Consider the following 22,044-nt stretch of genomic DNA (forward strand, 5'->3'; position numbering starts at 1 on the left):
GAGTCGTGGCCGATGGGTACCCCGCATATTTCGCGGGTACGCATGGCGGCGCTCTTGCGATAGGCAACGTCTCGGCACCGGATCGCTCATTGCATCGCGACGCCAGACCTTGACGAAGCGCTGCTTCGAGCGAATCACAGCAACGGCGGCGGTGCCATGTCGAGAGCCATTACCGATTGCTGACGTCTGCGTCGAGATTGCCGCCCCGCTGGGAAACTGGTGATGTGTTGGAGGACTGGACGGCCGGAGACACCCGTGAGTGAGCAGCCCGGAATCGACGACTGCGACGTACTGGTGATCGGTGCCGGTCTCGCAGGGTTGCGATGCGCGGTCGTACTCGTCGATCGCGGGTACGAGGTGGCGGTATGGGAGGCCGAGGACCGGGTGGGCGGCCGCATCCACACCGACGTCGTCGACGGGTTCCGCTGCGACCGCGGGTTTCAAGTACTCAATCCCGCGTATCCGGCGCTCCAACGAGCGGTCGCGATCCGCGACCTGGGCCTGCAGTCGTTCGACGCCGGTGTGCTCGTCCGCCGCGACCGCGACCGCGTGAAGTGGGTGCATCCGCTGCGTCAGCCACGCGAAGTCCCGCGCATGCTGATGGGTGGCGGTCTGTCGCCGCGTCAGGTGGCGGCCCTGCTTCGATGGGCTGCTCCCGCACTGCGTCCGAGGCTTCTGGCTGCCGCGCACCACGACAGCAATCTTCGGGACGCCCTTGATCACCGCGGCGTCGACGGCATCGCCCGCCGCGTGCTCGACCGCTTCCTGGCGGGGGTGCTCCTCGACGACTCCGGCTCGACATCCAACGCCTTCGCCCTGCTGCTGACGCGGATGTTCGCGCTCGGCGTTCCGGGCCTGCCCGCGGGTGGCATGCAGGCGTTACCCGAGTTGCTCGCAACGCCGATCGCGGATCGGATTCATCTGCAACACAAGGTAACTCGAATCTCACGTGCCGGATCCGACTGGATGGTCACCGCCGGCAACAGGACTGTGCGGGCCCGTGAGGTTGTCGTGGCGGCCGATGCCCTCGCGAGCAGCGTTCTGACGGGCGCACCCCCACCGGCGACGAAGGGGGTGGTAACCGATTGGTGGGCCGTGGATGACCTGCCGCCCAGTCCGGCGATGCTGAGTGTCGACGGGCGGGCCCATCCGCCGGGACCGGTTCTCAACACCGCGGTGATCAGCTCGGCAGCACCCACCTACGCGCCGCCGGGCCGGCATCTCATCGCCGCATCGGCGCTCATCGGGCCGCAGCACCCGACACCGCCCGAGGCAGTACTGCGTAGGCACGCTGCCGACATACTCGGTCTGGACGCATCGAGATGGACATTGGTTGTCCGGCACGAGATTCCGGACGCGCTACCCGCCCAGCCCGCACCCCTGGTGGTTCGGCGACCCGTGCGCAGTCCGGACGGACTCTGGTTGTGCGGTGACCATCGGGACACGGCGTCAATCCAGGGTGCGCTGGTGAGTGGGCGCAGAGTCGCGGAAGCGATCATGGCGCGCCGCTGCGGTGCCAACACCTGACCCCGCCGCCGAACGTCACCGCTTGGCGCGCGGGATTCCCGTCGCCCACAGCGCCCACGCGACGAGAACTGGTTGGAACAGCAGCCTCACGAAGCGACTGGTGTCACTGTTGAGACCGAAGCCGTCCGCGTGGTTGACGTACTGCGCGATGTTGCCCGGGAAGATCAGGATGAAGAACGCCGCCAGCAGCCTGCCCACCAGCACCCGGTCCCGGTTCAGTAGAGCCAGCCCGACACCCAGCGTGATCTCGACGCCACCAGATGCCATGACGACTCCGTCGGCGTCCATCGGCACCCACCGCGGTACCTGAGCCTGGAATTCCTCACGGGCCCAGAACAAGTGGCTGAATCCGGCGAAGATCATCGCGCCCGCGAGTACGAGCCGGCCGATCGTCCGCGCGCGGGTGGTCGGCGGGGGTGGAGGCAGTTCGGACAGAGGTGCTAGGGACACGGGTCAAGCCTTTCGTCGGAGTCGGGTCGGAGAAATCAGTTGGCGGTGCGGGCGTGCAGTTCCGTGGTGATCAGGTGCAGTGCTTCGCGCAGGGCCGCGAGATCCGCGGCGGCCGAACCGCCGGAGCCCAACAGCCGGTCCGGAATGCAGGCCGCCCGCTCTTCCAGGGCACGTCCCTCGTCTGTCAGGGTGATGTCGACGCGCCGCTCGTCGGTCGTGCTGCGCTGCCGGCGCACGAAGCCGGCCGATTCGAGGCGTTTGAGCAGGGGTGACAAAGTGCCCGAATCGAGATGGAGCCGGTCACCGAGATGGCTCACCGTGCACGGCTCCTCTTCCCAGAGCACCAGCAGCACCAAATACTGCGGATAGGTCAGGTCGAGTTCATCCAGCATCGGGCGATAGGCGGCAGTGACCGCGCGCGACGCCGAGTACAGCGCGAAGCACAGTTGTTCATCGAGACGCGGACCAGGCATTCCGTGACCATATCGCACACCATTTAATTGTGCACAACTCACATCGGGATGGCCGACGCGCCCATCTTTGCAACACCTGTGACCTGGCCTGATGCCGTGCTGTAAGCACGGCCACCCTTGCGGCTGTCCGAGAAAGTCGTACCGGCCGCTTACGATTCCACCGGCGATGCATTCAAGGGAAAGGGCCCGACGTGAGCTACACCGCCGCTGACATCACCGAGCTCGACGATGTCCAGCACACACGCCTTCGGCCGGCGGTCAACCTCGGTCTGGACGTTCTCAACACCGCCCTGCGGGAGCTGATCGACAACGCGGTGGAAGAGGTGGCTGATCCCAGCCACGGTGGGTCCCAGGTCACCATCACGCTGCACGCCGACGGATCGGTCAGTGTTGCCGACGACGGGCGCGGGTTGCCCGTCGACACCGATCCGACGACCGGAAAGAACGGCATCGTCAAGACGCTGGGCACCGCGCGGGCCGGTGGGAAATTCTCCGCGCACACCGACGCCACCAGCACCGGAGCCGGCCTGAACGGGATCGGTGCGGCCGCAGCCGTCTTCATCTCCGCGCGCACCGATGTCTCTGTGCGCCGGGCCGGAAAGACCTACCTGCAGAGCTTCGGCAGGGGTTATCCCGGAGTGTTCGAGGGCACCGACTTCGACCCGGATGCGCCGTTCACCCGGTCCGACACCCAGAAACTGCGCGGCACCGGCAACCGGAAGCCCGACGCTCAGGGCACCGAAGTGCGCATCCTGTTCGACTCGACCGTCGTGCCGGATTCCCGCGTCGACATCGGCGAGGTGCTGCTGCGTGCCCACGCGGCGGCGCGGATGTCGCCCGGCGTGCACTTGGTCGTCGTCGACGACGGCTGGCCCGGCGACGAGATCCCATCTGCCCTGCTCGCGCCGTTCGACGGTCCCTGGGGCACGGACACACTGCTAGACCTCATGTGCACCGCTGCCGACACTCCGGCACCCGCCGTGCGGGCTGTCGTGGAGGGTCGGGGCGAGTACACCACCAGCCGTGGCGCGACGCCGTTCCGGTGGTCGTTGACGGCCGGCCCGGCCGAGCCGGCGACGGTGGCCGCGTTCTGCAACACCGTGCGCACTCCGGGTGGTGGGTCGCACCTGACGGCGGCGATGAAGGGCGTGTCCGAGGCGCTCGCCGACCGCGCATCCCGGATCCGCGACCTGGGCCTGGCCAAGGGCGAAGAAGGCCCGGAGCCACAGGATTTCGCGGCAGTCACCGCACTGGCCGTCGACACCCGCGCCCCCGACGTGTCATGGGACTCCCAGGCCAAGACAGCGGTGTCGTCTCGATCGCTGAACCTGGCGATGGCCCCGGACGTGGCGCGCAGTGTCACCGTCTGGGCGGCCAATCCGGCCAATGGCGACGCGGTGTCGTTGTGGACGAAGCTGGCGCTTGAATTCGCCAGGGCGCGGCGCAGCGCCGAAGGCGCCAAAGCCCGATCGCGTGCGGCATCGAAAGCCAAGGGCCTGGGCACGAATCTGTCGCTACCCCCGAAACTGCTGCCCAGCAGGGAAACCGGGCGCGGCTCCGGCGCGGAGCTGTTCCTGTGCGAGGGCGACTCTGCGCTCGGCACCATCAAAGCCGCGCGCGACGCGACTTTTCAGGCCGCCTTCCCATTGAAAGGTAAGCCGCCCAACGTCTATGGGTTCGCCCTGAGCAAAGCCCGGGCCAAGGACGAGTTCGATTCCATCGAACGCATCCTGGGGTGCGGGGTTCGGGACAACTGCGACCCCGAGCAATGCCGCTATGACCGGATCCTGTTCGCCTCCGACGCCGACCCCGACGGCGGCAACATCAACTCGAGCCTGATCTCGATGTTCCTGGACTTCTACCGCCCGCTCGTCGAGGCCGGGATGGTCTACGTGACGTTGCCGCCACTGTTCGTGGTCAAGAACGGCGACGAGCGGATCTACTGTCAGGACGAATCCGAGCGCGACGCCGCCGTCGCGAAGTTGAAGGACACCTCCAAGAAGCGGGTAGAGGTGCAGCGCAACAAAGGTCTCGGTGAGATGGACGCCGACGACTTCTGGAACACCGTGCTGGATCCTGTGCGGCGCACAGTGATTCGGGTCCATCTCGATGACGACGACAAGAAGCTGCACCACACGTTGTTCGGCGGACCGCCCGAGGGCCGGCGTACGTGGATGGCCGATGTGGCCGCCCGTGTCGACACCTCTGCGCTGGACCTCGACTAGGAGTATCACGTGACCGCCACCCTGGACATTCCAGAGCAGAACGCCGACCTGGTGCTCGACCAGAGCGCCGACGAGTACTGGAACCACTACCAGCTGACGTTCGCGCTCTACAGCGTCAGCGACCGTGCGATCCCGTCGGCGTTCGACGGGCTGAAGCCGGGCCAGCGACGCCTGCTCTACCAGATGCACGACTCGAGGCTGCTGCCCGGCAACAAGCCGCAGAAGTCCTCGAAGGTCTGCTCGGCGGTCACCGGAAACCTGCACCCCCATGGCGGTGCGTCGATGTACGGCGCCGCGGCGCTGATGGCTGCCGAGTTCCAGCGCGTGAAAGTCATTGACGGACAAGGCGCATTTCCCCGTATCCAGGGTGACATCCCCGCCGCCGACCGCTATACCGAAATGCGATTGTCGGCGCCAGGAGCGGCGCTGACCGCGGAGCTCGACGACCACGCGGTACCGATGGTGGCGACGTTCGACGGCGAGTGGACCGAGCCGACGATGCTGCCCGCCCAGTGGCCGGTGCTGCTGTGCAACGGTGCCGTCGGCATCGCGGAAGGGTGGGCCACCAAGGTTCCCGCGCACAATCCCCGCGAGATCATGGCCGCCTGCCGCGCGTTGTTGAAGACGCCGAACATGACCGACGACAGGTTGGTCAAGCTCATCCCCGGACCCGACTGGGGATGCGGGGCGACGGTCGTCGGCACTGCCGGGCTGCGCGAGTACATCACCACCGGCCGGGGCGCGTTCACGGTGCGCGGCACGGTGAGCGTCGACGGCAAGAACTGCATCATCACCGAACTTCCCCCCGGTGTTGCGAGTAACACTGTGCAGGAGAGGATCCGGGCCCTGGTCGAGTCCGGCGAGATGTCCGGCGTGGCCGACATGTCGGACCTGACCGACCGCCGCAACGGGCTGCGCATCGTCGTCACCGCCAAGCGCGGCCACAGTGCAGAAGACATTCGCGAGCAGCTGCTGGCCCTGACCCCGTTGGAGTCGACGTTCGCCGCCAGCCTGGTCGCCCTCGACGAGAACCGGGTGCCGCGCTGGTGGTCGGTGCGCGAATTGATATCGGCCTTCCTGCATCTGCGTGACTCGGTGGTGCTGCATCGCAGCGAGTATCGGTTGGAGAAGGTGACCGCGCGCCGGCATCTGGTGGCCGGTCTGATGACGATCCATCTGGACATCGACGCCGCCGTCGCGGTCATTCGCGGGTCCGACACGGTCGACGAGGCACGCCAGGGACTACAGGAGCGGTTCGGGATCGATGCCGTCCAGGCGGATTACGTTCTGGCCCTCCAGCTTCGCCGCCTCACCAAGCTCGACGTCATCGAACTGCGCGCCGAAGCAGAGAAGCTCGACGCCGAGTTCGCCGCACTGACCGAGCTGGTGTCCGATCCCGACGCACGCCGCAAGGTCATCGATGAGGAACTCGTCGAGACCGCGAAACTGTTCAAGGGACCGGAGTTCGACCGCCGGACCGTCCTGGACGCCGAGGCCACCCCGGTGACATCGAGCGCCGACGACGACGGGCCCCGCGAGCGAAAGATGAACGCCGCCTGGCGGTTGGACGATCGCGGGGTGTTCTCCGACAGTCACGGGGAGCTGCTCACCTCCGGCCTCGGCTGGGCGGTGTGGACCGACGGGCGGGTGAAGTTCACCACTGGGAACGGGCTGCCCTACAAGACCCGCGACATTCCGGTGGCACCGGACATCACCGGGCTGCTGTGCTCCGGAGTTCTGCCGCTGGGTTACCACCTGGCGCTGGTGACCCGGCGAGGAAAGGTGCTGCGGATCGACCCGGCCGCGGTGAATCCGCAGGGTGCCGCGGGCAACGGTGTGGCCGGGGTGAAGCTTTCTGCCGGTGACGGTGACGAGGTCATTGCCGCATTGCCGGTGTCATGCGGTAACGGCGAAGCCATCCTGTCGACGTCGGAAAAGAGTTGGAAGGTAACCGAAGTCGCCGATATCCCGGTGAAGGGCCGAGGCGGAGCCGGCGTCGGCTTCCATCCGTTCGTGAAGGGCGAGGACATCCTGCTGTCGGCGTCGATCTCGGCGACCGGGTACGTGCGGGGCAAGCGAGCGGTACGCGCGGAGACCCGCGCCAAGGCGTCGATCAAGGGGTCCGGAGCGGACGTGACACCGGCGGACTAACCGTCCGCCCTTTCGCCGATGAACTCCACCCCGGCATTGATCGCCGGACGGTGACGCAGGACTCGGTAATGAGCCAGTCGGCCGAGACCCTTGGTGGTCAGTAGTCGCGCACCGTGCCAGGACGCGGCCAGTCGCTCGGTGGCGGCATACGGGCTGTCCGGGTCGTCGGGGTCGTGGATGAGAAGCAGCGGAGGGTAGTTGGCTCGTCGGCCGACTCGTGTCATGTTGGTCTCATGCAGCGGCATGGCGATTCGTTTTTCCAGACGACGGTGTAGTCCCGCGCGGATCCGGCGGCCGAAGCCGTGGCGTGCGGCGAACAGGTCGAGATAGAGCGGGAAATCTGCCATCGGCGCGAAAAAGACCAGCCGCCCTACCGGTGCGCCCTGCGCCGCCGCCAACGCCGTCGCGTTCGCGCCCAGTGAGTGAGCGACAACCGCGTGGGCAGGCCCATGGGTCTGGATCATGGCCGCGATCGCGTCGGCACACTCGGTGGCCGTTGTGCGCCCGGGAGCGAGTTCACCGGGATCGGATTCGTTGTGGCTGGGCAGGTCGAACGCGACGACCCGGTGCCCGGCTCCCACCAGCGGTTTAACGAACATCGCCAGGTGCGGGCGCTGTCCGCCCCACCCGTGCACGAGGTATATCGGCGGCCCCTCGCCCCATTCCTCACCCGCGACCCGATGGCCATCCCAGAACGCTTCCACCGGCCTGCCGGTGGGCACACCCGGCGGCATTCGAAGAGCTGACTCGAGAACCGGTGGGGTGCACCATAATTCAACCGCCCAGCGTGATCCCAACCACGGCGCGAACCGCTCGAGTAGACCAAAACGTCGGCGCACCCGGACATCGACCTCGGGGAGGATGCCCGAGCCGACGACATCGAGCGGGGGGATCTCGCCGGCCTGCCCCTGCGCCGATGCTGGTTGGGGTACTCCTTCAGTCATCGCCTCGATCGTAGTACCGGCGTGACGCCGGTGAGCTAGCCGGTGAATCCCTCGCCCGCTGTCGAGCGGTCGTGGTGGCTGAAGGTCAGCGGAATGTGCTTACCGCGGGCGATCTTGTTCAACATGGCAATCCGCTCACGTGCGGCGGCCCCGCTCTTCTTCCTGCTCTCGCGGATGGGATTGGAGAACGGCAGCAGGTCGGTGACCCTCGCGATGCCGACGTTAAGGCGCGTGAGGTCGGTGAAGATGCGCACTCGTCGTTCGAAGTTGTAGCCCAGCGGCTCGAAGAGCGTGCCCGCGACCATCGCCTCGATCTGCTTGTAGCCGAACACGACTCCTGCCGGTGCCAGGGCCACGCTTGCGGTGATCTGGTTGACGTGCCGGGCCACCACCTTCTTGACCACGCCGGGAAGCGCGTCCGTCAGGGTCGTCAGGTGCACCGGACCCGCGATGGCGTCGACCAGTTGGGCACGCCACGGAGACGGGTTGCCGCCTCGGGCCAGGACGTAATTCAGCGATTTGATCAGCTCGATGCCGTTCGGGGAGTGCAGCGCTTCAGGGGCGCCCCACAACCGCCCGGAGAACGACGAGTATTCGGCGAGATCCTCGAGTTGTTGCGGGGTCAGCTTGCGACCGAAGGCATGGTCGACGAGACGTCCGAGCAGCATGCCGCTGCCGAACCCGAGCAAGGACGTGACTGGGATCGGTTCGCCGAACTTGAGATAGACGTCGTCGCCCCACTTGCGTCGTAGCCCGCGGCTGGCCAGAGCGTGCATCAACCGCACCCGCACCACGTCCTGGAACGCATCCGAATGCCGATCGAAGATGTCAGGCAGCGTGAACTCGGCGAAAACCCGTGCGGTCTCGATGAATCGGCGCGGGCCGTCGTCTGCGAATCGCCCGGTGGCTCCGGTCGCCGCCGAGATGTCGCCGGTCATCGCGGTCTCGTAAAAAGCCCACCCGCGAATGATCGTTGTGGCGGCCCACGTGCTCGACATCGCCAGCATCCGGCCCCGCTCGGCCGCGACGAGATCGAACTGGGCAGGCAGCTGATCCAGGTGGTCGAAGAGATCGACGAATTCCTGCGGCGGGTCCTCGAGCGTGTCGATGCCCTGGGTCAGCGCTTGTTCGAAGAGCGCCCGGCCCTGCTGATGGCCGAGGCGCTCGAAGGCCTCGACAGCACCGATCATGAGCTCGTCGCGCTGCCAGAAATAGTCGTCTCGCAGGCGGGTGAGGTCACTGGGTTGGACCTCCCTGTCGATATCGATCCACCCGCCGAAGATGAATTCGCGCATGAATCGCCACTGGTCAGCGTAGTGATCGCGGCCCGGCGGGATGGGACGCAGCGGCCGGTCCGGATGGTCACGCCGATTGAAGTCGACGTCGGAGAGGAGGATCTCCGGACGTTCACCAGTCACCGTCATGAGGCGACGTTATCGCGGGCGGGACGTTCTGGCAACGCCCGTTGTCAGTTGGCGCGGGTAGGTGCGGATGGGAGCTCATCGTTGGTGTGCAGCGCACGCATGAGTGCAGGCAGAACAAGACGGCGGCGCAGTCGCCAGTTCGATTCACGAAACAGGCTCGCCATCGCCGCAATGGTGCCGCCAACGTCGTCGCGGCCGGTGAGGTAAGCCCACTGGTGCGCGTCCGGCAACGAGAAAAATTGTTCGAAAAATCCGGGGACCTCGGCGGCGGGCATCCGTAGCAGGGCCTCCAGTCCGATGCGCCTAACGCGGTGGATCACCTTCGCGGCGGTGGGCCAGACCGTCGCCTTGGCCGCCGCCAACGCGCGATCCGGGTCCGCGGGAAGATGCTCTGCGAACGCGCACGCCACCCGCGGAGCCAGGTGAAGCGCGGCTGCGACACTGAATCCGCTTGCCGGATGTATCAACGGTGCGGCGGCGCCGAACCCGAGCACGCCAGATCCCGAATGTCGGGCTTGGTCGACGGGGAATGAAACCTTCTCCGTCCGTGCCTCTTTCGGCGCTGAGATGCCGTGGTGAGCCAGCCGGGCATGGAGCCGGCGACGCAAGGTCGCCAGTGGCAATCCGGGCCGGCGCGCCAGTGACGTCTCTTCCACCAGCACCCTCCCGCCGCCCAGCGGTACCGCGTAGAGGAACGTCGGCCACCCTGACTCGCCGTGCCCGGCCCGCCAGTCCATGAACAATGCTTCGCCCGGGTCGACCAGCGGTGTCACCGATGTTTCGTCGAGGATCACGCCATAGGCCGTTTGCTCGGCGGATACGCGGTGCGACTGGTTGGGATCCAATGGGCGCGAACGGCCGGTGGCATCCACGACGACCGAAGCTCGCAGGGTCGAGCCGTCGGCCAACGCCACCGAGCCGCGCGTCGGAGATCCGACAGCACGTCCGGTGTGGACCGTCACGTCCACACTTTGACCGACGAGGTGAGAGCGCAGCGCGTCAACGTCGAGGACCACGTATTCCCAACCCAGACGATGTTCGGTGAGCGCAATGGCCCGTCCCGCGGCCCGCGCGGCGATCGTGGAGGCAGGCAGGTCGGCGGGCAGTTCTGGGCTCCACATGCCGTAAGTGGCCACCCACCGCCGCCCCGGGTTCGGATCCAGCAGGCCGACCGCCAGTCCGCGTTGACTGCACGCCGCTGCCAGCGCCATGCCGGCAGGCCCCGCCCCGACTACCAAGACGTCCACGAGCTCCATCGTGCCCCCCTTGGGAACGAACCCCTATGGCGCCGTATCAAGCGTTGACCGAGCCGTCACCCGCCGCGAATACATGGCGCGCAGAATCCGTAGCTGCAGGTACGTTGTCACCACCAGCAAGGGCACGCCCATCACCATGCTGGCGATGCCCAGCGCTGCCACGTTGTCGTCGAGGTAGAAGGGGATCTTGACGGCGCAGCGCACAACGACGGCGGCGGCCCAGATGACAGTGCACAGGTCGTAGGCCCGACGTTGAACGCTATCGGAGTACCACCGTGCGTCCCCAATCACCGGCCCGACAAGCACTCCGACGAGCGGGCGGCGTACCACCAACGAGGCGACCAAGATGACGCTCATCACCGACGTACGGGCGATGTCCAGGAGATAGAAGTCGGTCCCGTCACCGGTGCTGACGACCACCAGGGCGGACACCCCGATCAACGCCGCGCCGGCCACCGCAGTCCGCAGCGGCTGTCGACTGAGCAGTCGTATCACCGCCATGACCACGGCGAGCGCCACCGCCACACAAACGGCGGGGCCGATCTGCCGTGTCGCCAAGTAGATGACGAGGAAAAGGGTGTGCGGTACGAGCGCATCAACGAGGCCGTGCCAGCCGCCCGCGAGGTCGATCAGCTTCGATGTGGGCGACGTGATGACCGCTGCGAACTCCGCCCGTACGCCGTGGAGGCGGTCGCGAATCGATGTGCTCCGACGCCGTTTGGCCGTCGTCGATCGTCGTCTCACGATGGCAGGGTCTCCAGCCAGGTGGTCACGGTGTCGACGTAGATCTGTGGGTCGTGACCGTGCATCGAATGCGGCATCTGGGGGAAACTCTGATAGGTGAAGGAGTTTCCGGCCTGCTCCACGAGGCGCTGCACATGTTGTACCTGCTGGTCGGAGATGGCGCCGATGAGATGCCCGGTCGCCGGATCTTGCACGCGGAAGTGATGGGTGAACAACACCGGCACCTTCACGCGGGCGAGCATGGTTTCGTGGTCGCAGTTCCGGGCCACCGTCCCGGTGGAAAATGCGTGTCCCCACTCCGGGTCGTACTCGCGCAGGTTTTGGGGCACCCCGTCGTGTGCCGGCATCCATGCGGGCAGTTCCGCTTTCTGCGCTTTCCGCATGCCGTCGACATCGGCAATGCTCCACTGCGCCCCCAGCCACTTGTAGAGCAGATCGAAAAGCGGTCCGACAGCTTGCCGAATGGACTGTCCCACTGCAGGGTTGACCTCAGAGGAGAACAGCGGCGCGTCTTCGTAGACGGCTGCGCGGATCTGCCCGGGCGCTGCGTAGGCAGACAGCCATGCTGCGATGACGCCACCCGACGACAGTCCGCTGACCACCACGGGGCGGCCGATCACTCGATCGATGAATCGAACGAGGTCGGATCCGAACAAGTCCAGACTGTAACGGCCGGGCGTCCAGGTGGACCGTCCTTGCCCGCGCAAGTCGACGGCGTAGACCTGGAATCGCGGCGACAGCAGCTTCATGGCTTGTTCGTAGCCCCACCATGACTCGGTCTGGCCGGGGATCAAGAGGATGGCCGGATTGTGCGCGTCACCCGCGGTCGCGTAGTTCATCTTGACCTCGCCGAGATCAGCGATCTGCTCTGGATAGTGATGCGGCACAAATATTTCCGGGTGGTCCTGGGCTTCCAGATATCTCGACGTCATTGGTGCGCTGCCCTTCGTGACTAGTAGATGTCCAGGTCGGCGGCGAACGCCACAGCGCCGGTGAAGTGCGAGCCGATAGCGATGCGGGCCCTGGCCATGTTCTCCGGCGTGAGCGGATTATGGGTAATGACAACTGATTTGACATCTGCGCGGCTCGCCAATAGGCCCACCTCCTCGGCGGTCAGGTGTTCACGCTCAAAGCGTCGTTTGATCGCAGCCAGCACCTCCGAGGGAAACGGCAGGGAGCGCGAGATCTGTCCGACGACCTGATCGGGGTCGGTGATCTCGCTAACCAGCAGATCCACCCCTAGAGCCAGTCGCTCGACCTTCTCACTCGGGCCGGTATCACCCGTATAGACGATACTGCGTGTCGGGGTATCGAAGCGCAGCGAAAGCGACTGGTAGCGCGATGCTTCCGGGCTGCCCTCCGGATAGCCGTAGTGCGTGTTGATTGTCGCCGTCACATCGATTCGGCCCACGGTGAACCTGGAGCCGTCCGTGATCTCAACGACGGTTATGTCGGCGTCAGACTGCCGGATGAAACCCGGGACCTGTGACATCAGCCCGGACGCGAAATCGAACGATGACCGGATCGCATTGGCGATGCGTAGGGTGCCCGGCGGACCGTAAATGTTCAGCGGTCCCGGGATCTGCGCCTGCAGCCGGCGCCCCAGGAGTCCGTACAGCCCTGCGGTGTGGTCGATGTGCAGGTGGCTCAGAATCACGGTGTGCACGGCCGGAAGTGAAATTCCGGCTCTGGCAAGCTGATCGACCGCGCCGTCCCCGCAATCAACCACGATCGGCTCCATCCCGTCATAGAGCACGTTCGCCGGCTGGTGCCGTACAGCGCTCGGAAGCGGACCGCTCATTGTTCCCAGCGTGATCCACCGAAACTCCTGGTTGCCGTGCGGTGCGGTCTGGGCGGCATACACGCCGTCGGCTTCCTCGGGCATCGGTTCACCTTTCGATCGAGCGGTCGCGGAACTTCACTTTACGGCCGTTAAATGAAATGTCCAGCCGACGATGAACATGTGATCCGTCTAACAGCCGTAAAGTGAGCACGTGGTCCCGCACGATCCTGAGCCTCAGACCCGCGCCGAGCGCGTCCGCCAGACACGGGCTCGTATCGTCAGTGTGGCGTTGACACTGTTCGCCGAAAAGGGCTATGAGGCAACGTCGTTGCAGGACATCGCCAACGAGATGGGACTGACCAAGCCCGCAGTGTTCTACCACTACCGCGGTAAGCAGGAGATCCTCAAGGACCTGGCTGAGCCGGCACGGACTGCCCTGTCCGCACTCCTGGATCGTGCCCGTGCCCACCCGCTCGGGCCGGAACGCACAGAGATACTGGTGGCCGGGCTGGCGGACCTGTTTCTCTCACGCCGTGAGTTCGCGCGAATAATGGCGCAGCAGGCCGCATTCCGTGAAGCCATGCGCACCGCGGTCGGTGGACCCGGCATGCTCGATACGCTCATCGAGGTCACCTATGGACCCGATCCAAGCCTTGACCAGCGGTTCGCTGTGTATTCAGCGACGTCGGTGGGTCCCGCACTCTCGGCGCTCGGAGATCACCCGCAGCACGAACTTAGAGCGGTTTTGCTGCGAGCATTTCGCCGGATCGCCGGCGTGCAATGATCGTGGCGGCAGGGTTGCGATCACTCCGCGACCGCTGCGGCGATGACGAGCTCGGCGACTATCGCTGGGAACGTCGTCCCCTGCTGGTGTTCGCGCCCACGCTGAGCGACCCGCGGCTCGCGGAGACGTTGAGCCGGACCGAGGCCAGTCGTTGCGACTTCGCCTCCCGCGACGTGATGCTCGGGCAGGTGCTGGCCACCGGCAGCAGCGCGCTGGATGGCCAACCCGTCGACGCCGAGCAGTCGAAGCGGCTGCGGACGCAGTTCGAGGTCGATGCGGCGGCCTTCACGGTGGTGTTGATCGGCAAAGACGGCGGCGAGAAACTGCGCGTCACCGGGGTCCCCGACCTCCAGCATATCTACGCCGTGATCGATGGTATTCCGCTGCGCGGCAACGAGAGTCGCGCCAATCCAAGGCGGTGTTGATGATTCGACAGGGTATGGCCGACACCATGGCAGCACTTTCGGCACTTCTGCTGGTGTCCTGTGGAAGCGTCGATCGCCTCGCCGGAGCTGAGGTCCCGCTGGTTTCCCTCGACGCCGCCGACGTTGCCCGCTGGACGACGGTCAACGACCCGGTCATGGGGGGTCGTTCCACGTCGAAAGTCGCGTACGCCGATGGGGGCCTTGTGTTTTCGGGGACCATCTCGCTGGAGAACAACGGCGGTTTCGCCTCGGCCCGCAGTCCGGAAGACCCCGATATCGGGCGACGAGCCACGGGCGCTACGTCGATCCGCCTGCGAGCGGTGGGTGACGGTAAGACCTACGTGTTGAGGGTGGGCGCTGCGGGACAGCCGTGGTCCTACATCCAGCGTTTCCCCACCCAAGCAGGCGTCCAACGGACTTATGAGCTTCCCGTTGGAGCTTTCCAGCCGGTGGGGATGCGTCTGGACCCGGCGCCGCAGGCCCCTTCGACTCTGGACCCGTCGAGCATCAGTCAGGTGTCGGTCTACATTCTCGACGAACAGCAGGGCCCGTTCGCCATCACCATCACAGGGATAGACGCGGCGGGGTAAGAGCGTCGGTCGAACTCAGGACACCGTGACGTGGACGTGGTTGAAGTGGTTGGCCACCCGCCACATCGTGTAGGACACTCCGAAGCGTTGCGCCTGGCTTTGGACGTCGGCGTTGATCGCATCGCCGAGCGTCATATCGGAGCCGATCATGATGTCGATGGCGTGGCCACTCGGATGATCGGGAAGCGAGTCTGCACGCACGCCGCCGATGGACTGCACGCCCGGGAAGGTCGCGATGATGTACGCCGCAAGGGTTCGTGCGTTGGGGGTCAGGCCACTCATCCCGACGGTGGGGATCGCGCCGCCGGGGCCCAGTAACGCTTGCTGAGCGGCCGGCAGCGCGTAATAGGTTGCCCGCACCAATCTGACCTGGCCCTCGACTTCCGACTGCTTGCGATCCAGATCGGCTCGCAGCGTGGCGGCGGCGTCGGCGGCCGCGTTGGCGGTGGCCGCGGATTCGGCAGAGGCTGCCGCGGCAGCCTCTGCCTGTCGCTGGGCGTCGCGGACCTTCTGTAGCTGCCCCGTCATCTGGTCGGTGATCGTCCGCTGGAAGGCCAGTTCGTCGATCAGGCGCTGCGGCGACGCGGCGACGAAGAACGCCGTCACGCTGTCGGTGCGCCCGCCGGAATAGATGGCAGCCGCGGCTCTGTCGACGGTCCCCTGATAGTCAGCCAGCTGCGCCTGGGTGGATTCGAGCACGGCTACGTCGTCGGTGTGCTTCTGCTCCGCGGCGCTCCGCAGCTGCAACTTCTTCTCGAGGTCTTGCTGGACGGATTGAGCTGTTTCGATCAACTGCTGCGCCTGTTTGGTCAGCTCGTTCAGCCTGGCCAGCTCGTCTGATTCCGGCACGGCGAACGCCGATCCGGCCGACGCCACGCAGAGGGCAGTGGCGATCGCTCCTGCTGCCCTGGTCGGACCCGTTCTCGGTGCGAAAGGCCGGTGAAACTTCACGACTGCGCATCCTTTTGACTGCCAAGCGACGTCGTCTTCGTCGAATTGCCGACCCGTGTGGCTCAGGTCCGGAGAAGGTTACGAAACGGCGCGGAGGTTGTCCAACCGTGCCGAACTAGCGGACCACGAGAACTGGGCACTCGGCGTGATGAATCAGGTTCTGGCCGACCGAGCCGAGGACCGATCCGGCCAGCCGTCCGCGGCCGTGGCTGCCGACGACCACCAGCTGAGCCTGCCGCGACAGATCGGTGAGCCCTTTCGCCGGGCTGACGTCCTGAAAAACCTTGACGACGTGGGCGTCGGGATACTTCCTGGCCAGCGGTTGCACCAGCTCGTCCATCCGCCGGCGCTGCTGGGTCTCCAGCACATCCAACAACTGCCAGTCCATGTTCCCCGCGCCGCCGAGATCGCCCATTCCGACCGCCGCGTCGAGCTCCCACATGTGCACCACCGTCAGCTGTGCATGCAATGCGCGGGCGATGTCGAAGGCTTCCGCGAGCGCCCGGCCGGACGCCTCCGAGTCGTCGATACCGACTACGACCGGCAACGGTTTGCCGCTCCGCTTGGCGACGGGTGCCCGCCAGACCACCACCGGACACGGAGCCCGATGAACGGTCCGCACAGCATGGCCGCCCAGCACTCGGTGGTCCGCCGCACCGCTGCCCACCACGAGCAGCCGGGCCTCGCGCGAGGCGTCTGCCAGGGCCGTCGCGACCGCGGACTTGACCGTCGCCGTGCGAATCACCAGATCGGGTTGCGCCGACCGCAGGTCCGCTTCCGCCGCTGCGAGAACCTCATCACCGTTGCCCCCCGGCTCGGTGGGTGCTTCTGCGCCGGCGAAATGCCATTCGAGCCGCGGGACCGCGTGCAGCAACGTCAGCGGGAGTGCATGGGCGATGGCGAATTCCGCGGCCCACCGGGCCGCACCGAGGGAGGCGTCCGATCCATCAATGCCGACAACGACGGACTGTTCTTGAGCAGCGGAGGTCACGCTCCGAGACTAGGGGACCCGCTCGGACGGAAAGGACACTCCCAAGCGGGAGCTAGCCCACCCAGCAGGGAGCGTCGCCAGGGGTGTAATACGGCAGCCCGTTGGGAGAGATGCAGGGCTGTTCGCCGGGGAAGGCCGGGACCAGCGAGAACGCGTAGGTCTGGGGCAAGCCGTACCGAACCCAATCACCGGCGACAGCCGCGTCCACGGCATCGCCCGCGATACCCGGTGTGCACCCGCCGACGGTGACGTGCCGACCACCGACGTCGCCGCACACGTCGGCCTGGGACACCGGGGCAATCGCTGCGGGGATCGCCGACAAAGCGGCCGCGCTGAGCAGAACAACAGCAATTTTCTTTACCATGCCGTCATTATCGCTGCCCGGTGCGCCGGGCGTTACCACTCTCGTAGAGGGCCGTGCGTGGTGCGACGCCGGTAGATTTTGGTGTGCGGCGGACCGACCTGCCGTGCGAGCCCCGAGCCCGAGGAGAGCGAGTGGCCAATTCGAACAGCTCCGAATTGGTCGACGTCCACGCCCACTTCCTCACCGAGGAATACGTCAGCGCGGCGGTCTCCGCGGGGATCGTGCAACCTGACGGCATGCCCATGTGGCCGTCCTGGAGTATCGAGGCACAGCTCGAGCTGATGCAGCACAACCGGATTCGGCACGCGGTCCTGTCGATGTCCACGCCTGGAGTGTCCTTCGCGGATCCCTCCGACGCGTCGGCGCTGGCCCGGCACGTCAACGACTTCGCCGTCACGACCGTTGCCGCCCACCCAGGGCGCTTCTCGTTCTTCGCTTCCCTTCCGCTGCCCGACGTCGACGCGGCGGTCGTCGAAGCACAGCGCGCGATCGACCGTCACGCAGCGGCCGGCGTGGTTCTCCTGAGCAACCACCGCGGACAGTACCTCGGTGATGCGGCGCTCGATCCGCTGTGGGTATACCTGAACGCGCGGCAGTCCATTGTGTTCGTCCACCCGACGTCACCGCCACACGCCGAGACCGTTGCACTCGGTCGGCCCCGGCCCATGATCGAGTTCATGTTCGAAACCACCCGCACCGTAACCGATTTGATCTTCGCGAACGTGGTCGGCCGGTACCCCGACATCAAGTTCTTGATCCCGCATTGCGGGGCCGCCCTTCCGCTTCTGGCGGCGCGTATCGAGCAGTTCCGCAGCCTGTGGCCGATGCCCGACGGAGGGCCACCCGGACCCCTGACGACCGAAACCCAGTTGCGCCGCTTATGGTTCGACCTCGCCGGGTATCCGATGCCCACCCAGGCGTCAGTCGTGTCGGATGTGGTCGGCACCGAACGCATCCTCTACGGGAGCGACTTCTGCTGGACACCAGCGTTCGGTGTCGCCAAGCAGGTCGCCGCGCTGGACGCAGACCGGAGCATCGACTGGCGGCGAGTGACGTCCGAGAACGCGCAGCGCGTTCTCGGTGACATCCTTGCTGTCTGAGCGGCCTGGCCTTCCCGCCGATCGGTTGGTCGACGAGTCAGCCGCGCGGAGTGGTGGTGATGTGCACGTGGTCAAAGTGTCCGTAACCCGTCGCTTGAGGCCCGGCCGGCGTGGAGTAGACATCCCGCCAGATCACGTCCTGCAATCCGAAGCGGCCTGCGTTGGCCAGCGCGTACGCGCGGATCTGGTCGCCGAGCGCGATGCCCTCCGGGCTGCCCGGATTGGGAATCATGATGTCGATCGCCAGACCGCGCGGATGCCACGGCTTCGAGTCCGGCCGCACACCGTCGATGGTGGCGATCTGGGGGAACTGCGCGCTGATCGTCCGCGCGGCCAGGACCGTGTTGGGTTGCAGGCCAACCTCATTGGCGACACCAACGGGCAATGCACCGGGATCGTCCGGGATGGCAGCTGCCGGTGGCGGAGCCAGGTCGCCGGGAGGCAGGCCGGCGTTGTCGACCACCGCTTGCTGCTGGGGAGTCAAGGCTGCGTACTGGGCTTCGGCGGCGGCGATCTGACGCAGCAGTTCCTGCCACGTGGCTTGCAGGTCGGCTCGGATAGTGGCAGCCCGCTCGGCCGCAGCCCGCGCGTCCGCGGCTGATCGATCTGAGGCGCGGGCGACAGCAGCAGCACACTCGCGCGTATCTCGATATCCCCTCATCTGATCAGCGGTCGTGGCGTTCACCACCTGCTGCAGCGCCAACTTGTCGATGAGACGTTGCGGCGACGACGCGCTCAGTACCGCCGCCATCTGGCTTTCGCCACCGCCCATGTAGATCATCGCCGCAAGACGGTCGACCGCGGCCTGATAGGGCGCCAGTTGATTGTTCGCAGCCTCCAGCGCGGCCATGTCGGCGCGTCGGCGATCCTCCGCCGCGGCCTGCTGGGCCTGCGCGGCGTCGGCGTCGCGCTGAGCGGCGGTGACAGCTTCGCGGCTGCGCACCGCCTGTTCAGACAACTCGTTCAGCCTGCCCAGCGCATCGTCGGCGGGCGCCGCGTGCACTGCACCCAGCGGTGCGGCGACCACAAGCAACACCGACCCGGCGCCGCATACCGTCCGGCGAAAGCAGTGGCGAACCCCGGTCATGCGGATTGTCACGGTCCTTCGGTCATGGAACGGTCCCGGCCCGGGTGTCGGTGTCCCGGGCAAGGCTACGAACCGCGCAGAACGTTGTCTAGCCGAGTAGCGACACGGCACAGCGCCGGTTTGGCGTTGGCGTACTAACCGTGGTCCGACGTTGAATTTCCGTAGTCCCAGGAGACTGTCCGAACCGGTGTCACACGGATATAGGCGGCGCCCGGTCTCGGTTCGGTGGGCCAGTCGGACTCTGCCACGCCCCGAGCCCGAGCCCCTTCCCTGGCGAGCTCGAGTGCCTCCCCTGGTTCGCGAACGATACGGGCGTGGCCTTGGAGCATCACACCGCGGATATCTGCCATCGTGGAGCCGTCTTCGAGCAGGATGCTCACGTTCGGATTGCTTTCGATGTTGGCCACTTTGCGGGTGCGGTCTCGCACACCGAGGATGACGTCGCGGCCGAGGCGGAAGTATCCGAGAGGCACCGAGTGCGGGAAACCGTCTTTTTCGATGGTCGTCAGGATCGCCCAGCCCGGCCGGCTATCCAGGTACGCCTCAACTTCTTCGTCAGTGAGTTTGCGTGGCATCAGCACAGGCTAAGCGCCTTCAGATTCCTCAACTCGACTGCCCAATGGTCGCTACGGCTCCACGTCGACCTCGAACAACGACACGGGTCCGATGATCACGCCGTTGTCTTCGACGTAGCGGTCCCACAGTTCGATCAGGTCGGCCAGCTTGTCGGGCCGGGATGCAGCCTGATCATGCACCTCGCCGGGATCGCTCGAGAGGTCATAGAGCTGCCAGGTGCCAGAGCCATAGGGCTCGGGCAGATGAAGCGCCTTCCAATCGCCCTGCCGAATCGCGCGGCGGCCGAACAACTCCCACCCCGTGCCGGTGTCGGCATCGTGCACCACATCTGCCTGTCCGGACAGGTAGGGCACCATCGATCGGCCGCGCATCGGCTCCACCTCCCTGCCCCGGTACTCGGTACCCGGATGCGCGGCGCCGGCGAGCTCCAGCACAGTCGGTGCAATGTCCATCACCGTGGTGAAGGCCGTGCCGATCTCACGCTGGCGAGCAAAGCCCGGCCAGGTGACGAAGCCCACCACCCGGATACCGCCCTCGGTGGTGAACGCCTTGTGCAGCCGCGACGGCGCGGTGGCGGCCTGGGCCCAGCGCGGGCCATACCAGGCCCAGGAGGTGGGAGCACCGAGGTTGTCCACGCTGTTGTCACAGTGCTTGGCGACGAACGCTTCGATCTCGGGGCCGCGCATCGGCATGGCCTCGACGATCGTCCCCTCTGCGCCGTTGTCGGACAGAAAGATCACGACCGTGTTGTCCAACTCGCCGGTGCCGTCGAGATAGTCGATCACCCGGCCGATGTTCCAGTCCATCCGGTCCACCATGGCGGCGTACACCTCCATGTTGCGGGCGGAGACGGCGCGCTCCTCGTCGGTCATGTCCGCCCACTCCGGGGCGCCGTCGGCGACCACCGGGTGCGGCTCGACGTCGGGTGGGCACAGACCCAGCCGGGTGAGCGCCGCGAGCCGCTCCTCGCGCAGTGCGTCCGGTCCCGCGTCATAGCGGCCGTGGTAGGCGGCGATGGTTTCCTGTGGCGCGTGCAACGGCCAATGCGGCGCCTGGAAGGGCAGGTAGGCGAAGAAGGGTTGATCCTCGGCGTTCTCGGGACGTTCACGGAGATACCGCAGCAGCGTGTCGGTGTACGCATCTGACGAGTAGAAGTCCTCGCCTACGGTGACGAACTGATCGTCCTCGGTGAACATCGTCGGCACCGGAGAAGGCCGGCCACCCCCGCGGGTGCCGTAGTGGCTGGCACCGGCCGGCAACAGGGCGAAGGAGCGGTCGAATCCCCTTGCCCACGGCGACCTGTCGATCGTGTCGCCCAGATGCCACTTGCCCGACATGAGCGTCAGGTAACCGGCGTCGCGAAGCAGTTCGGGCAGCGCCACGACCCGGTCGTTCAGATACCCCTCGTAGCCGGGGGCGCCGCGGAACTCAGGGGCGGCCATCTCGAGCATCGTGCCGATTCCGGCGACGTGGTGATCGGCTCCGGTCAGCAGCATCGCCCGCGTCGGCGAACACGCCGGAGCGGAATGGAAATCGGTGAGCCTGACGCCCCGGTGGGCCAGTCGATCCAGGTTCGGGGTATTGATCTCACCGCCGAACGCGCCGATATCGGAGAATCCGAGGTCATCGGCCACGATGACCAGAAAATTGGGACGAGTCACGCTGAAGCATCCTGTCACGGCCCACCACCAGACCCGCCGTTAAAGTGTTATTTCACCCGCGCCGCCACCTAGGTCTCTCGCGAACGCCGTCGCTTGGTTGGCGGGCTGGGGATTCTGCGAGGTCTAGCGTGGGCGGAATGGGTTTGTTCAGCCATGAGGAGTTCCCGGATCCGGCCGCCGGCGGTGGTGGTGGTGGAGCTGTTGAGCGAGCTCGGGGTGCCCAGGTGGACGAGTACGGGGTGGATGAACCTGTGGTCGTGGGTCCGGGGTTGCCGCCTGAGGATGGTTCGTGCGGTCAGTTCACTGTGCAGTTTCACGTGTCGACGTCAATGCTGACCGGGCTGACACGTATTGCGGGCCTGCGTGGGGTGAGCGTGCCTGAGGTGTGCCGGCAGGTTATCGGCGTGTTTGTTGCCCAGCAGGAGGGTGAGCTGGGCGCATTGCTTGCCGCCGAGGCCGAGGCGGCTGATTACCGGCCGAGTTTGGGCGAGGCGTAGCCGGGCTGAATCGCCCACTGGCACATCAGATTTCCCTCAAA

General features: G+C 66.2%; 22 protein-coding genes. 8 read left to right on the forward strand and 14 right to left on the reverse strand.

The features are described from left to right. The first annotated feature begins 255 nt into the window (after window positions 1-255). On the forward strand, window positions 256-1,527 hold the full coding sequence (locus Y900_RS12635; RefSeq protein WP_237752550.1) for an NAD(P)/FAD-dependent oxidoreductase: 1,272 nt from the start codon (window positions 256-258) through the stop codon (window positions 1,525-1,527). 15 nt (window positions 1,528-1,542) lie between these two features. Here Y900_RS12635 and Y900_RS12640 read toward each other — a convergent pair whose 3' ends face one another. Further along, window positions 1,543-1,890, reverse strand: a complete 348-nt coding sequence (locus tag Y900_RS12640; RefSeq protein ID WP_237752686.1) for a DoxX family protein — start codon at window positions 1,888-1,890, stop codon at window positions 1,543-1,545. A gap of 122 nt (window positions 1,891-2,012) precedes the next feature. Further along, window positions 2,013-2,450: a MarR family winged helix-turn-helix transcriptional regulator gene (locus Y900_RS12645; RefSeq protein ID WP_036342164.1), complete on the reverse strand. Its 438-nt coding sequence runs from the start codon at window positions 2,448-2,450 to the stop codon at window positions 2,013-2,015. A 191-nt stretch (window positions 2,451-2,641) separates the two neighbouring features. On the opposite strand from Y900_RS12645, the gene Y900_RS12650 reads away from it, so the two are divergent. Together Y900_RS12650 and Y900_RS12655 are read left to right on the forward strand one after the other, a co-directional pair. After that, window positions 2,642-4,675, forward strand: coding sequence for a toprim domain-containing protein (locus Y900_RS12650; RefSeq protein ID WP_036342165.1), 2,034 nt, complete (start codon window positions 2,642-2,644; stop codon window positions 4,673-4,675). A 9-nt stretch (window positions 4,676-4,684) separates the two neighbouring features. Continuing rightward, a complete protein-coding gene (locus Y900_RS12655) occupies window positions 4,685-6,826 on the forward strand; it encodes a DNA gyrase subunit A (RefSeq protein WP_036342167.1) in 2,142 nt (713 codons plus the stop codon). On the opposite strand, the gene Y900_RS12660 is transcribed toward Y900_RS12655, so the two are convergent. The 6 genes from Y900_RS12660 to Y900_RS12685 are packed head-to-tail and all read right to left on the reverse strand — an operon-like array spanning window position 6,823 to window position 13,079. Then, window positions 6,823-7,770, reverse strand: a complete 948-nt coding sequence (locus Y900_RS12660) for an alpha/beta fold hydrolase (RefSeq protein ID WP_051660033.1) — start codon at window positions 7,768-7,770, stop codon at window positions 6,823-6,825. The two genes, Y900_RS12655 and Y900_RS12660, sit on opposite strands and share 4 nt — an antisense overlap. Window positions 7,771-7,805: 35 nt before the next feature. Then, window positions 7,806-9,194 carry an oxygenase MpaB family protein gene (locus Y900_RS12665; protein WP_036342168.1) on the reverse strand — a complete coding sequence of 463 codons (1,389 nt, stop codon included), beginning with the start codon at window positions 9,192-9,194 and terminating at the stop codon, window positions 7,806-7,808. Between the two features lie 44 nt (window positions 9,195-9,238). Beyond that, window positions 9,239-10,450: a lycopene cyclase family protein gene (locus Y900_RS12670; protein ID WP_036342170.1), complete on the reverse strand. Its 1,212-nt coding sequence runs from the start codon at window positions 10,448-10,450 to the stop codon at window positions 9,239-9,241. Window positions 10,451-10,474: 24 nt separating this feature from the next. Next, entirely contained in the window at window positions 10,475-11,194 is a 720-nt protein-coding gene (locus Y900_RS12675) for a DUF3159 domain-containing protein (protein ID WP_051660034.1), read from the reverse strand. Beyond that, window positions 11,191-12,126: an alpha/beta fold hydrolase gene (locus Y900_RS12680; protein WP_036342171.1), complete on the reverse strand. Its 936-nt coding sequence runs from the start codon at window positions 12,124-12,126 to the stop codon at window positions 11,191-11,193. Before Y900_RS12680 ends, Y900_RS12675 begins: the two co-directional genes overlap by 4 nt. Before the next feature lie 20 nt (window positions 12,127-12,146). Further along, the gene (locus tag Y900_RS12685) at window positions 12,147-13,079 is read right to left on the reverse strand and encodes an MBL fold metallo-hydrolase (RefSeq protein WP_051660035.1); all 933 of its coding nucleotides are present in this window, start codon (window positions 13,077-13,079) and stop codon (window positions 12,147-12,149) included. A 109-nt stretch (window positions 13,080-13,188) separates the two neighbouring features. Here Y900_RS12685 and Y900_RS30245 point away from each other — a divergent pair, with 109 nt between their 5' ends. From Y900_RS30245 to Y900_RS12700, 3 genes are read left to right on the forward strand one after another with little or no spacing between them, the layout of a single operon-like run. Then, complete coding sequence (locus tag Y900_RS30245) at window positions 13,189-13,761, forward strand: TetR/AcrR family transcriptional regulator (RefSeq protein ID WP_081845090.1); 573 nt, start codon at window positions 13,189-13,191, stop codon at window positions 13,759-13,761. Beyond that, complete coding sequence (locus tag Y900_RS12695; RefSeq protein ID WP_051660037.1) at window positions 13,758-14,186, forward strand: DUF4174 domain-containing protein; 429 nt, start codon at window positions 13,758-13,760, stop codon at window positions 14,184-14,186. Before Y900_RS30245 ends, Y900_RS12695 begins: the two co-directional genes overlap by 4 nt. Further along, entirely contained in the window at window positions 14,186-14,776 is a 591-nt protein-coding gene (locus tag Y900_RS12700) for a CIA30 family protein (RefSeq protein ID WP_051660379.1), read from the forward strand. Before Y900_RS12695 ends, Y900_RS12700 begins: the two co-directional genes overlap by 1 nt. 15 nt (window positions 14,777-14,791) lie before the next feature. Here Y900_RS12700 and Y900_RS30250 read toward each other — a convergent pair whose 3' ends face one another. The 3 genes from Y900_RS30250 to Y900_RS12715 all read right to left on the reverse strand — a co-directional run bounded on the left by Y900_RS30250 (window position 14,792) and on the right by Y900_RS12715 (window position 17,082). Continuing rightward, window positions 14,792-15,727, reverse strand: coding sequence for a coiled-coil domain-containing protein (locus tag Y900_RS30250; protein ID WP_192827507.1), 936 nt, complete (start codon window positions 15,725-15,727; stop codon window positions 14,792-14,794). 115 nt (window positions 15,728-15,842) lie between these two features. Then, entirely contained in the window at window positions 15,843-16,718 is an 876-nt protein-coding gene (locus Y900_RS12710) for a universal stress protein (RefSeq protein WP_036342173.1), read from the reverse strand. 52 nt (window positions 16,719-16,770) lie between these two features. Then, window positions 16,771-17,082 (reverse strand): hypothetical protein, encoded by a 312-nt coding sequence (locus Y900_RS12715; RefSeq protein ID WP_036342175.1) that lies wholly within the window; start codon window positions 17,080-17,082, stop codon window positions 16,771-16,773. Window positions 17,083-17,213: 131 nt separating this feature from the next. Between Y900_RS12715 and Y900_RS12720 the strand changes: the two genes are divergently transcribed. Continuing rightward, on the forward strand, window positions 17,214-18,182 hold the full coding sequence (locus tag Y900_RS12720; protein WP_036342178.1) for an amidohydrolase family protein: 969 nt from the start codon (window positions 17,214-17,216) through the stop codon (window positions 18,180-18,182). Between the two features lie 37 nt (window positions 18,183-18,219). Here Y900_RS12720 and Y900_RS12725 read toward each other — a convergent pair whose 3' ends face one another. The 3 genes from Y900_RS12725 to Y900_RS12735 form a co-directional block, all read right to left on the reverse strand. After that, on the reverse strand, window positions 18,220-19,269 hold the full coding sequence (locus Y900_RS12725) for a VldE C-terminal domain-containing protein (RefSeq protein WP_036342180.1): 1,050 nt from the start codon (window positions 19,267-19,269) through the stop codon (window positions 18,220-18,222). Between the two features lie 134 nt (window positions 19,270-19,403). Then, on the reverse strand, window positions 19,404-19,844 hold the full coding sequence (locus Y900_RS12730; protein ID WP_131536162.1) for a pyridoxamine 5'-phosphate oxidase family protein: 441 nt from the start codon (window positions 19,842-19,844) through the stop codon (window positions 19,404-19,406). A gap of 51 nt (window positions 19,845-19,895) precedes the next feature. Then, on the reverse strand, window positions 19,896-21,506 hold the full coding sequence (locus Y900_RS12735; protein WP_036342182.1) for an arylsulfatase: 1,611 nt from the start codon (window positions 21,504-21,506) through the stop codon (window positions 19,896-19,898). A 137-nt stretch (window positions 21,507-21,643) separates the two neighbouring features. Here Y900_RS12735 and Y900_RS12740 point away from each other — a divergent pair, with 137 nt between their 5' ends. Continuing rightward, window positions 21,644-22,003 carry a hypothetical protein gene (locus Y900_RS12740; RefSeq protein WP_036346610.1) on the forward strand — a complete coding sequence of 120 codons (360 nt, stop codon included), beginning with the start codon at window positions 21,644-21,646 and terminating at the stop codon, window positions 22,001-22,003. Window positions 22,004-22,044 lie beyond the last annotated feature (41 nt).

Source organism: Mycolicibacterium aromaticivorans JS19b1 = JCM 16368 (genome assembly GCF_000559085.1).
GTDB lineage: Bacteria > Actinomycetota > Actinomycetes > Mycobacteriales > Mycobacteriaceae > Mycobacterium > Mycobacterium aromaticivorans.